A 12,534-nucleotide genomic window follows, 5' to 3' on the forward strand; every position below is an offset into this window, starting at 1 on the left:
TTCGTAGTCGATTCAAAATAGCATAATTAACTACACCTTTCCAAAGATGAGAGACGCGTTGGTACCACCAAAACCAAATGAATTAGAAAGCGCATATTGAATTTTATGCTCTTGAGCTTTAAGTGGTACAAAATTTAAATCACACCCTTCTGAAGGTTTGTGTAGGTTTAAAGTTGGTGGAACAATTCCATTGTTTAATGCAAGGATACTAAATATTGCTTCAACACTTCCTGCGGCACCAAGTAAATGTCCTATAGAAGATTTAGTCGAGGAAACAGGTATTTTATAGGCATAGTCACCGAATAACTGCTTCATTGCTATTACTTCAACTTTATCCCCAAGTTTTGTTGAAGTTCCATGTGCATTGATATACCCAATTTGACTTGGGCTTACTTGTGCACTCCTTAAAGCAAGTTCCATTGCCTTAAGTGCGCCTCTTCCTTCTGGATGTGGTGCTGTGATGTGGTGCGCATCTCCTGTTAACCCATATCCAGTGAGTTCTGCATATATTTTTGCTTTTCTTTTTTTTGCATGTTCATATTCTTCCAGCACTAATATACCTGCTCCTTCGCCCATGACAAATCCATCACGTTCTTCATCCCATGGCCTTGAGGATTCTTCAGGATTATCATTGAATTTAGTTGATAACGCCTTCATTGAAGCAAAACCTGCAATTCCAATTCTACATAGTGCACTTTCTGCTCCGCCTGCAATCATAATGTCAGCTTCACCGAGTTTTATAGCTCTTGCTGAGTTTATAATCGCATGTGCACCTGTTGCACATGCAGTGACCGCTGAGTCATTTGGACCTGTAAATTCGTATTTAATAGAAACATGGCCAGATATTAAATTTATTAGACTTGAAGGAACAAAAAATGGACTGACACGCCTAGGTCCCTTTTCTTGCATGGTAATTACGTTTTCTTGAATTGATGGAAGACCACCTATACCAGAACCAACAGTTACACCTATTCGCTCTTTATTAATATTTTTATTTTCCAAAATTAGTGAATCTTCTACTGCCTGAATAGCTGCTGCAATTCCGTAGTGAATAAAACGATCTGTTCTTTTTAGGTCTTTTTCAAAAATATAATCTGGTGGATTAAAATAATGCTCAATGTTATCGGATTGCACAGGCACCTGCCCTGCAACTCTGCAAGCAAGATCAGAAGAGTCGAACCTATCTGTATTGATTGCTTTGATGCCAGATTTACCTTCTTTCAGCTTTGACCAGGTGTTATTAACATCTGCTGCTAGTGGAGTAATTAAGCCAACACCGGTAACTACTACTCTTCTGCTCATTCAACATCAATTGTTTGCTTTGTTTACTACATATTCAACTATCTGTTCCATAGTTTCCATTTTTTGTGCATCTTCATCAGGAATCTCTATACCAAATTCTTCTTCAGCTGCCATGATTATTTCAACTGCATCTAAACTATCTGTGCCATGGTCTGAAAGCTTTGAAGAACTACCAAATCCCTCTACATCCTTACTGATGTGCTCTAGTATAATCTTCTTTACTTTTTCTTCTATATCTTCCCTAGTGCTTTTTGCCAATTCGCTCATTTCTTACTAAAAAATAACCTATTCTCTGATGTTATAAGAAATTTTGATGTTTGCAATAGCTTTTATGATTATATAAACTATTAAAAACTTCCTATCTCTTAGCACTCGATAGTTAATAAATTTAAAAATGCTAGACGAAACAACAAAAAATTTGCTTGTTGTAGAAGTGAATAAGCTCTTACCTGAAAATAGCGAGAATAGACTTATATCAGCTATGCGTTATGTGCTTCTTGCTCCTGCAAAACATATACGTTCTTTTTTAGTTATAGCATCTTCGTCGATATTCAACATAAAGGTTGAAAAAGCAATAACAGCAGCAGCAGCAATTGAATTTATTCATGCTTACTCCCTAATTCACGATGATCTACCATGCATGGATAATAGTGACACTCGAAGAGGCCAGCTGAGCTGCCACAAAAAATTTGGTGAAGCAATAGCAGTACTGGCCGGAGATGCACTACTTACTTTGGCTTTTGAGGTATTATCTTCGTTAAATTGTGAGATCATCAAAGTGCTCTCTCAAGCGATAGGAGTTAGGGGAATGGTGGGAGGACAGATTTTGGATATAGATGCAGATTTGAATAAAATAAAGGAAATTCATTTGATGAAAACTGCAAAACTATTTGCAGCTTCATGCGAAATAGGGGCTATAATAGGCAATGCTACAACCAAGGAGCGGAGAGCGTTATATAACTATGGAATAAATCTGGGGCTTATTTTTCAAGCTAAGGATGATATTGAAGATTATGAGCAAGATAAAACAAACAATTTAATGTCCGTGCTTGGCAAAAATGAAATGGAAAACTATATAGATAGTCTCTTTAAACAGGCCTCAGATAATTTAAGTACGCTTTCAGGGAATACTAATGACTTATATGATTTATTGAATCAAGTAAAAAAAGATGGTTAAAAAAATTATATTACAAATATTTATCTTTCTAGTAATGGTTCTCACTTTATCTTCTGTTTTTATAATCACTATTGTTTATATAAATAAAGATAAACCGGAAAAAGAGGACAAGCTTTACGAGATAAATGCCACACATGATGGTTTAACACAGACGATAGCACGTTATCTAGTAAAGCCCATACTTGAATCAGCACTTGATCGCTATATTGAAAAGCATGGGCTAGCAGAATATTTAGAAGAAATAACACAGCAAAAGGAAGAAGAGACGATAAACTTTTATGAAATTACTGAAGGCAGCGGCAGTAAGGCTTTCTGTGGCCAAGAAGTCCTGCTACAAATGTACAAAATATCCAACAATCTGGCAGCATTACCAAGTCAAGTCTCTGATATTACTCTGAGAATAGGTGAAAAAGAAGTGAGTTTAGGGGTAATAGGTATGAAAGAAGGTGGAGAGCGTGTAGTTACTATTGCCGCTGATGACAACAAAATGAGTTTTAACTCTTATTACATCAAACTGATTGAAGTAAAAGATAAATATCCTGATTCAGTAAATAACCTAATGATTTTTAATGACTTAATTAACAAAACTAGAAAACAAGTAAAGTGTGGTGATGAGATATCGGCTCAATATAGCATAAAGAGATATAATGGTGAGTATATAGTCAAAGATCAAACAGTGCAGTTTAAAGTTGGTGACAAAAAAATACCACTTGCTATAGAACTTGGAGTTGTGGGAATGAGAGCTGGTAATAAAAGAACAGTTCTTTCTCCACCTGATCTTTTAACTGATGTGTTAACAAAAGGCATAGATTGTGATATTGCAATAATTGATTTAAGCTTGAATTCTACTATTGAAAAATAGCTTAAAGAATTATGAAGTAAGAAAAAATAAAACTTCTTGAGTGCTATATATTACTTAAAGAAAAAGTTTCTTCTAAAGTATAAACTTAGATAAATCAAGCTGCTTTGAAATTGATTCAAGCTTATCTCTTACGTGCTTGCTATCTATAACAAATTTCTCATTATTTTTTTCAGAAGCGATAAAACTTATTTCATCTAAAAGCTTCTCCATGACAGTATGAAGTCTTCTTGCACCTATATTTTCTACTTCTCTATTAACTGTAAAAGCTATTTCAGCTATAGTTTCTATACCATCATCAGTAAACTCAAGTGTTACATTTTCCGTTTTCATTAACGCTATATACTGTTTTAACAAACTAGATTCTGGTTCCTTTAATATTTTTATTAAATCCTCTTGAGTAAGTGCCTTAAGTTCCACTCTAATTGGCAATCTACCCTGTAATTCTGGTAAAAGATCGGATGGTTTAGACAAATGAAAAGCACCAGATGCAATAAATAATATATAGTCTGTTTTTACGGTGCCATACTTAGTTGAAACAGTTGTTCCTTCAAGTAGTGGTAACAGATCGCGCTGCACTCCTTCTCTGTTGACTTCATCTTTTATTTCTGTACGTGCTGCAATTTTATCTATTTCATCTAAAAACACTATGCCTTCATTGCTAACAAGATCAATCGCTTCTTTGATTATCTTGTCTTCATCCATTAACCTTTCGCTTTCTTCATTAATCAATATTTCACGTGCTTCTTTCACTTTAACTGTAATAGTTTTTGTTTTTTTGCTCCCATTAAACATCTTGCCCACGATTTCTGTTACGTTCATCACACCAATTTGCCCACCTGGCATACCAGGTATATCAAAAGTGGGTAGCATACCCTTGCTCTCCCTGACGTTAATAGAAACTTCTCCATCTTCAAATTCCTTATTTCTCAGTCTTTCTCTGAAAACTTTTTTGCTTTCCTCGGTTGCATCTTCACCAACCATGGAGTTGACTATTATCTTTTCAGCCAAACCTAAAGCTTTTTTAGTTAAGGCTTTACGTGCTTTTTCCTTAACTAAAACTATTGCTGCGTCAACTAAATCACGTATTATCGAGTCAACATCACGTCCAACATATCCTATTTCAGTAAATTTCGTTGCTTCAACTTTTATAAAAGGTGCACCAGCAAGCTTTGCTAAACGGCGAGCTATTTCAGTTTTACCAACTCCCGTATGGCCTATCATGAGTATATTCTTAGGTATAATCTCTTCACGTAGTGGAAGTGGGACTTTATTTCGACGCCAACGATTTCTGAGTGCAATAGCAACAGCGCGCTTTGCATCATTCTGCCCGATTATAAATCTGTCTAATTCTTTAACTATCTTCTGTGGTGGTAGATCATCTAATAAAGCTTGTGAGCTTTGAATGCTGCTACTTCCTGTACCTTCATTTTCATAGAGGATATTTTTCTCATTATAGTCATCATTATTATCAAATTGACCTACTACAGATTGACTAGAAAAATTAGCACACAAAGTTCTTGACATATTACTCCTCTATTTTTTCGATAATTAGATTATGGTTTGTATAAACACATATATCGGCAGCTATCTTCATAGCCTTTTTTGCAATCTCCTCTATTGATATTCCTTCAACGTCAATCAAAGCTTTTGCTGCAGATAAAGCAAAATTTCCTCCAGAGCCAATGGCTGCAATGCCATCTTCAGGTTCAAGAACATCACCCGTTCCTGTAATGACCAATGAAATGGACTTGTCTGCCACGATCATCATAGCTTCTAATTTTCTTAGATATTTATCCATTCTCCAGTCTTTTGCAAGTTCAACACATGCCCTCATTAACTGTCCTGGGTGCTTATCAAGTTTAGATTCTAGCCTTTCGAAGAGAGTAAATGCATCAGCTGTTGCTCCAGCAAAACCGGCAATTACGGAATCACCAGAAAGACGCCTAACTTTTCTTGCTCCAGATTTTATAACGGTATGGCCTAGCGAGACTTGCCCATCACCTATTACTACTACATTTTTGTCTCTTCTAATTGACAGTATAGTAGTACCATACATTTTACTGCTGTCATGATGAATCATTTTTTTGTTATTTTAATTCGTTATATTATATTAAGATTATAACTTATAATATAGTACTTTTCTTATAACATTTAAAGTGTAGATGCAAAACATAATTCATCCAAATCTGGAAAAAGATATAAATAATTGGTTCAAAACAAAATTTAATGGTTTTACATTACCATTTTATAGCTCCATAGATCTTAGGAATTCAGGCTACAAAATTGCTCCAGTAGACGCCAATTTATTTCCTGCAGGGTTTAATAACCTAAGTGAAGTATCAAAAGCGATAGCAGCAAAATTGATAAAAAGCTACTTCGAAACAAAACAATATAAAAAGACTCTTATAATACCGGAGAATTACACACGAAATAAAATGTATATAGAAAACGTATTTGTTATAGAGAAAGTACTGCAACTCGCAGGTTTTGAAACTAGAATTGGCCTCTTTCATAATGAAACGTACAATTTAATAGAACAGTATGAAACTGTTGTGAAAGAAAACTCTTTGCTGAAGACAACTTCAGGATTTGTGCCTGATGTGATTATACTGAACCGTGATATGACGAGCCACATTCCAGACACGCTAGAAAACGTAAAACAAGAGATAGTGCCAAGTCCATTATATGGCTGGCACAGTAGGCAGAAATTTCAATATTTTGAAATCTATCAAAAATTAGTGTCCGAATTTTGTGGCGAATTTAAAATGGACCCATGGCTTATTTCTGTGCTTACAGAAAGCTGTAATGGAGTTGACTTTAATGATGATTCATCACTAGGAGCAGTAGCGACTAAAGTTGACCAAATATTATCTCTAGTGCAAAAAAAATATGAGGAATATGAAATAAAAACACAACCTTACGTTTTTATCAAAGCAAGCAATGGCACATATGGAATGGGCATTATAACAGCAACAAGTGGAAAGGAAATATTAAATCTCAATAAAAAAAAGCGTCATAAAATGAAAAAGATAAAAGAAGGAATAGCAATCAATAGTGTTATTATACAAGAAGGTGTACCAACTATTGACATATTTAAAAGTAGTTCTGCAGAACCGCTAATATACTATATAGGAGATACTCCAACATGTTACTTATACCGATGTAATAGCAGGAAAGATGTATATTCTAGCTTGAATTCCACTGACTGTGAATTTTATGACATCAGCCAAGAAAATAAAACTCTGCCACTTTGGAACATTGTTAGCAAATTAGCAGTGCTAGCATTGGCAGTAGAAATTAAGTCTTTTCATCTCGAATAATTACTTTCTACAATGCTGCCGCCATTATGCTGAATATGGTGAGCGTCATCAAATCCAGTAGAAGGATCAGTACCATTATTAGGTTGATTGACAAACTTATCGATGTTTGATACTAGATATGCTATACTTAGTATCAAACTGACCGTAACAGTTAAGTTGAAATTATAGATTATGCCACCACCCAAGTCTATCGGTATAGTTGCAATTTCCATTCTTTTTAATATGAAGCTTAACAAGCCCAATGACAAAGTGAATGTGCTAAACATAACATTCTTCTTGCATTTAGCAAGCTCAGCTTCACATTTCGTAAGTTCGTCATCACCCTTTTTGTATTTTTTACATGCTTCTTGATATTTTTTATGCACTTCCTTATATTCTTCGCACTTATAATAACAGCTTACGAATTCTGAAAATAGAAATAGAACTGCTGATGTTAAGCTAATATAACTTATTACATCCTTGTTGTTTCTAGCTAAGAAATGAATGATTTTTGCCTGCATCAATATTCCTATGATACAGCTTGCCAAGTACGCTGAGTTACCTACAACCTGTATTGGTTTTTCAGGTTTATTTTCCTCTTCACCATTCGCAGGTTTCTTAGATTTATATCCAGCTAAATTGAGACCAAAATGAAGAGCAAATATTATTGATGTTGGTAGTTTTATGAACTTAGAAATATCTAATATAGTACAAATATTGGATCTGTTGTTATCAATAAACTCGCAACAGAATTGCAATGAAATTTTACACAATATGCCTGTTAAACCTACTGCAATACAATACATCTTTCTAATATCATGATTGTGAACATCATGTATACTTTCTATAAATGTATTTGGCTTACCTTTTGGCATAAGTAGATAATAAAATAATAACTTTTTAATATTATACTATAAAAATCTAAAAAGAAAAGTGCTATAAATCAGTACTTTGAGAGTGATCTAAACATAAATCGGCCAAGCACTTGATAAATAAGAGATCAGTACTGAGAGTTGGTACGCGAAAGTAATATCCGTCTTTGATAATTGCTTTATACTCTATATCAAGTTCAACCAGTGTTTCAGAATGCTCAGAAACAAAAGATATAGGTGATAAAACTACAGGTATATTATCGTCTTTCGCGCGTGATAGCTCACTTTCAGTGCTAGGCTCCAACCATTTTACAGGGCCAACCTTACTCTGATAACATATTCCCCAATCAAGATCTTCAATATTCAATTTTTTTACTATTAATTTTACTGTTTTTTCTATCTGTGAAGCGTAAGGGTCGCCTTTTTTAATGATACTAAGAGGTAAGCTATGAGCCGAGAATAGGACTCTTGGCTTACCGATTTTGCTAGCTAATTTATAATATTTAGACGTCAGATTAACATGAGCTTCAATAAAGTCTTCATTGTCATAATAATGGTGAATTGTTTTTGTGTTACATTCCAGTTTGGCATTTTTTTGCCAATTCTCGATGGATGATAGAGTTGTGGTGGTTGAATATTGCGGATATAGTGGTAACAGAATGATTTCGTCAGGGTCGAATTGCTTTACGCTTTTAACAACTTCATCAGCAAATGGATGCCAATAACGCATGCAGATGAATATCTTATATACATGGTTTCCATTTTCATTTAATTTTAGTTCTAAAGCATCAGCTTGTGCTTTCGTATTCTCCAAGATTGGCGATTTACCTCCAATGTGCTCGTATATTTCTTGTGCAGTACTTTCTCGCCTTTTGGAGATAAACTTTGCTAAAAGGAAGCGAAAAGGATTTGGTAGATTTATTATTCTTTTATCGTAAAAAAGATTAAATAAGAAAGGACGGACCGCACTTAGTGAATCAGGTCCGCCTAGGTTAAATAAGATTACTGCCTTCTTCACTGACAGCACCTTTCTTCAGGTTTGCCTATAAAATCAGCTACACACTCATCAAGTTTAGTTACAGGCACTAAATTTCTTACACTGGCATACAATAGATGAGCAGATCTCTTCATGTTACTCTGTGTAGATGCAAAGCCTCTATCGAAAACCACATCAACACAAAAACTTGGCACTGCTTCAAGAAGTTCAACAGCAGCCAAAGATATCATTATGCAGCTTTGTAGAGCCTTCAGAAAAATCGTAAGGGGGAAAAGTAAAACCTTAACAAAAAGAGAGGGAGGACTTTCATTCATTAGTTGTCCTGGATTAGGAGAATTATATTCAATATGCTGTCTGTTTTTATCAAAGATAGGAAATTTTATAGTGTCTTTCTTAAATTCCTGCTCTATTTGTTCCTCGGTATAATTTTCATTATTAGTCATTTTTTTCAATAACTTTTCACGCAAGTAAAAGGTTCTCACAACAAAACATGTTGCAACCATCAGTGCAGCACATATAAGCGCACAATGCATGAGGTTCATCCCACCTATCATAGATGGTAATGCAAGACAAACAAATGGCACTATGATAGCCATTTCGAAAAATGGAATAGTATTCCTTTTTATTGCAAAAACAGCGCCTTCTTTTAATTTTGTATTATTGTGTAAGCTATACTCTAAATAACTCAAAAATGCCAAATTAAAAGTTAAAAATCCTTTTGTCCCACAAAAAATTGATGACTTGAATTGATTAACCCATTCTTTAGCAGTAAGTGTAGTTTCAATTGATTGTTTAACATTAGGATCGACTGGTTTGTTGTTTTTTTTATTACAACACCCCATAAAACACCTCCTTGATGGTTTATTCTTAACTATAAGTGAAAAATTGCTTTTATCAAATCAAAGTTTATAATAAAATAAATCTATAAATATACGATCTTAATATAAGGGAATGATATGGCAATTGAGAGAACACTTTCGATATTAAAACCTGATGCAGTAAAAAATAATATTACAGGCAGTATAAATTCTTATATTGAAAAATCTGGACTAAAAATTATAGCACAAAGAATGATGATGCTGACAAAAAAACAAGCAGAGCTGTTTTATGAAATTCATAAGGATAGGCCTTTTTTTGGAGAGTTGGTGGAATTTATGACTTCTGGGTCTGTGATAGTTCAAGTTTTAATCGGTGAAAATGCAGTCAGTAAATACAGGCAAATCATGGGTGCTACAGATCCAAAGCAGGCAGATAAAGGTACAATTAGGGGTGATTTTGCTGATGATATTAGTGAAAATAGAGTGCATGGTTCTGATAGTCTAGAGAATGCTCATAGAGAAATAGCTTTCTTTTTTGCTGAATGTGAATTGGTGTAGTTTTACTTTTTTACATATTAAATTTCTGAATTTTATGTTGAACTGTATAATATTAGCCCAATTTTTAGTTTAAGCAATATTAAGGGAAAGCTTTTTCATGCACAGTATAGATAATATTTAAAATGGATCATGTTGTTAACGCTTATAATAGATCTGAAGCTTCTATAGTTAGAGGAGAAGGAGTATATCTCTTCGATAAGGATGGTAAAAAATATTTAGACTTTGCTGCAGGAATTTCTACAACCTCTCTAGGGCATTGTCATCCATACATTACAGATAAACTGAAGGAGCAACTGGATTCATTATGGCACTGCTCTAATATTTTTACTATTCCTCAGCAGGAAAGGCTTGCTCAGCGTTTAACAGAACTTACCTTTGCCGATAAAGTTTTTTTCTGCTCAAGTGGACTTGAAGCAACAGAAGCTGCAATTAAATTTATTCGCCGCTATTTCTACTTAAATGGACAAGAAAAGCGCAGTCACATCATTACAATTGAAGGAGGTTTTCATGGCCGCAGTATTGCTGCAATTTCAGCTGGGGGAAATGAAAAATCACGCGAAGGTTTTGCTCCACTCCTTTCTGGTTTTGATAAAGTTCCAAGAAATAACATTGAAGCATTAGAAAAGAAAATCAATAGCGAAACAGCTGCCATATTTTTAGAGCCCATACAAAGTGAAGGCGGAGTACATCCATTGGACGTAGAGTATCTTAAAAAAGTAAGAGAGATAACAAAAGCTCAAGGAATAATTTTATGCTTTGATGAAGTGCAATGCGGATATGGACGGATTGGCTCTCTATTTTACTATCAAAATATAGGAGTTGAACCTGATATGCTCACTTGTGCGAAGGCTATGGGTAATGGATTTCCTCTGGCTGCATGTTTAGTAAAAGATTATATAGCAGAAGCAATCACTCCAGGAACTCATGGGTCAACTTATGGAGGTAATCCACTTGCCATGACTGTTGGTAATGCAGTACTCGATGTAATGCTAAAGGAAGGCTTTTTTGACCATGTTAAGAAGGTCAGTAAATATCTAAAAGAAAAGTTGTTGCCTTTGACTGAAGAATTTCCGAAGATCGTTTCAGAAGTTCGTGGGGAGGGTTTATTGATAGGGATAGAGCTTAGAGTACCTTTGGCTGATAAAATTGTTAAACAATCTCTTGACAAAGGCTTAATAATGACTAAAATTTTAAATAATAGGGTAATAAGAATAACTCCTCCACTTGTTGTTGAGAATATGCATGTGAATGCAGTGTGTGATATATTTCATGATTTATTTTTTTATATTAAAGATATATAGACTTGCAAATGCTTCTTACAACATATAAAATCAACTCTGTTTCTATATCGCAATAACATCATACTTTAATGGATTGGTTATTGATTTCAGTATTGTCAGCAATTTTTTTCTTATTGATTTTATCGTTTTTGTTCTCAGGAGCAGAAATAGGGTTAACCTCAATTAGCCGATCCCGAGTGAATAAACTAAAGCTAGAAGGTAACAAAAAAGCCAAGATAATAGAGCTTTTGTTAGGTAAAAAAGAATTAACAATAGGAACAATATTACTGTGTAATACAATTATTAACATTACTTGCTCTGCTTTATTTACAGTAATATTTATAAATTCTTTTGGGAGTGAGGGCATATTTCTTTCAACATTCATGATGACGTTTTGTATTTTGCTATTTTGTGAAGTTTTACCAAAAACTTACGCCATGCAAAATCCTGAAAAATTTACATTACTTTCTGCTTATTTTATGCTGTTTTTTGTCAAGGTTCTTTCTCCATTGACATTAGGCATTCAGTTTATTGTCAATATCATTCTGAAGTTATGTGGGCTTCATAAGAATAGGGAGGTAATATCTGCAGCAGATGCAATGCGTAATATGATTACTCTTCACCGCAGTGAGGGCACTATGTTACAACAGGATTTAGATATGCTAAATAGTATACTTGATTTGGCTGAGACAGAAATATCACAAATTATGACCCACAGGAGAAACTTATTTTCTCTTGATATAGATCGAAACAAAGAAGAGTTAATAAGAGAGATTTTAACCAGTAGCCATAGCAGAGTACCTTTATGGCAAAAAGAACCAGATAATATTGTTGGAGTGGTTCACGTGAAAAATCTAATAAATGCCTTGCGTGAAAAGGATAATAAAATAGAGATTGCCAAAGTTATGTCAAAGCCTTGGTTTATACCAGAAAGTACGCCACTCAGTGTACAACTTCACAACTTCCGTAAAAACAGGAAACACCTTGCATTTGTTATTGATGAGTATGGAGCACTACAGGGAATCGTAACTCTTGAGGATATACTGGAAGAAATAGTTGGAGAAATTTCAGATGAACATGATTTGATCACAGAGAATTTTATAAAAAAGATATCCGATAATATGTATCACATAGAAGGAAAATCTACTATTAGGGATATTAATAGACAGTTACATTGGGATCTTCCTGATGAAGAAGCTACAACTCTAGCAGGTATGATTGTAAACGAGATAGAGCGCATTCCTGAAGAAAATGAAGAGTTTTCCATGTACGGTTTTTACTTTAAGATTTTAAAAAAAGATAAAAATATTATTACTATGATTGAAGTACAAGTAAAAACTGATAATACTGTAGTAGCAATTAATTAGTT

13 protein-coding genes are annotated in these 12,534 nt (G+C 34.2%); 6 read left to right on the plus strand and 7 right to left on the minus strand.

The features are described from left to right. Positions 1-30: 30 nt before the first annotated feature. Positions 31-1,302, minus strand: a complete 1,272-nt coding sequence (gene fabF / locus ACICP1_RS05880) for a beta-ketoacyl-ACP synthase II (RefSeq protein ID WP_395461280.1) — start codon at positions 1,300-1,302, stop codon at positions 31-33. 6 nt (positions 1,303-1,308) lie between these two features. Further along, positions 1,309-1,569, minus strand: a complete 261-nt coding sequence (gene acpP, locus ACICP1_RS05885) for an acyl carrier protein (protein ID WP_010406451.1) — start codon at positions 1,567-1,569, stop codon at positions 1,309-1,311. Positions 1,570-1,696: 127 nt separating this feature from the next. Here acpP and ACICP1_RS05890 point away from each other — a divergent pair, with 127 nt between their 5' ends. Next, positions 1,697-2,479, plus strand: a complete 783-nt coding sequence (locus ACICP1_RS05890) for a polyprenyl synthetase family protein (protein WP_353278569.1) — start codon at positions 1,697-1,699, stop codon at positions 2,477-2,479. After that, a complete protein-coding gene (locus ACICP1_RS05895) occupies positions 2,472-3,341 on the plus strand; it encodes an FKBP-type peptidyl-prolyl cis-trans isomerase (RefSeq protein WP_395461281.1) in 870 nt (289 codons plus the stop codon). Before ACICP1_RS05890 ends, ACICP1_RS05895 begins: the two co-directional genes overlap by 8 nt. A gap of 72 nt (positions 3,342-3,413) precedes the next feature. Here the strand turns inward: ACICP1_RS05895 and hslU are convergent, their stop codons facing one another. Together hslU and hslV are read right to left on the minus strand one after the other, a co-directional pair. Beyond that, entirely contained in the window at positions 3,414-4,865 is a 1,452-nt protein-coding gene (gene hslU / locus ACICP1_RS05900; RefSeq protein ID WP_395461282.1) for an ATP-dependent protease ATPase subunit HslU, read from the minus strand. A gap of 1 nt (position 4,866) precedes the next feature. Further along, entirely contained in the window at positions 4,867-5,421 is a 555-nt protein-coding gene (hslV, locus tag ACICP1_RS05905) for an ATP-dependent protease subunit HslV (protein ID WP_012481904.1), read from the minus strand. Between the two features lie 82 nt (positions 5,422-5,503). Here hslV and gshA point away from each other — a divergent pair, with 82 nt between their 5' ends. Beyond that, entirely contained in the window at positions 5,504-6,661 is a 1,158-nt protein-coding gene (gene gshA / locus ACICP1_RS05910; protein ID WP_395461283.1) for a glutamate--cysteine ligase, read from the plus strand. Here gshA and ACICP1_RS05915 read toward each other — a convergent pair. From ACICP1_RS05915 to ACICP1_RS05925, 3 genes are all read right to left on the minus strand, one after another. Beyond that, positions 6,649-7,515 (minus strand): hypothetical protein, encoded by an 867-nt coding sequence (locus ACICP1_RS05915; RefSeq protein ID WP_395461284.1) that lies wholly within the window; start codon positions 7,513-7,515, stop codon positions 6,649-6,651. The genes gshA and ACICP1_RS05915 overlap by 13 nt on opposite strands. 61 nt (positions 7,516-7,576) lie before the next feature. Then, complete coding sequence (gene hemH, locus ACICP1_RS05920) at positions 7,577-8,530, minus strand: ferrochelatase (RefSeq protein ID WP_007302167.1); 954 nt, start codon at positions 8,528-8,530, stop codon at positions 7,577-7,579. After that, positions 8,527-9,351: a hypothetical protein gene (locus ACICP1_RS05925; protein ID WP_264336351.1), complete on the minus strand. Its 825-nt coding sequence runs from the start codon at positions 9,349-9,351 to the stop codon at positions 8,527-8,529. The genes hemH and ACICP1_RS05925 overlap by 4 nt, the downstream gene beginning before the upstream one ends. Before the next feature lie 114 nt (positions 9,352-9,465). Between ACICP1_RS05925 and ndk the strand changes: the two genes are divergently transcribed. The 3 genes from ndk to ACICP1_RS05940 all read left to right on the plus strand — a co-directional run bounded on the left by ndk (position 9,466) and on the right by ACICP1_RS05940 (position 12,532). Beyond that, a complete protein-coding gene (ndk, locus tag ACICP1_RS05930) occupies positions 9,466-9,885 on the plus strand; it encodes a nucleoside-diphosphate kinase (RefSeq protein ID WP_149168695.1) in 420 nt (139 codons plus the stop codon). Positions 9,886-10,007: 122 nt separating this feature from the next. Further along, positions 10,008-11,186 carry an aspartate aminotransferase family protein gene (locus ACICP1_RS05935; protein WP_015587994.1) on the plus strand — a complete coding sequence of 393 codons (1,179 nt, stop codon included), beginning with the start codon at positions 10,008-10,010 and terminating at the stop codon, positions 11,184-11,186. A 68-nt stretch (positions 11,187-11,254) separates the two neighbouring features. After that, entirely contained in the window at positions 11,255-12,532 is a 1,278-nt protein-coding gene (locus tag ACICP1_RS05940) for an HlyC/CorC family transporter (protein ID WP_029237684.1), read from the plus strand. The last annotated feature ends 2 nt before the right edge of the window (positions 12,533-12,534 follow it).

The organism is Wolbachia endosymbiont (group B) of Ablattaria laevigata, assembly GCF_964277395.1.
GTDB lineage: Bacteria > Pseudomonadota > Alphaproteobacteria > Rickettsiales > Anaplasmataceae > Wolbachia.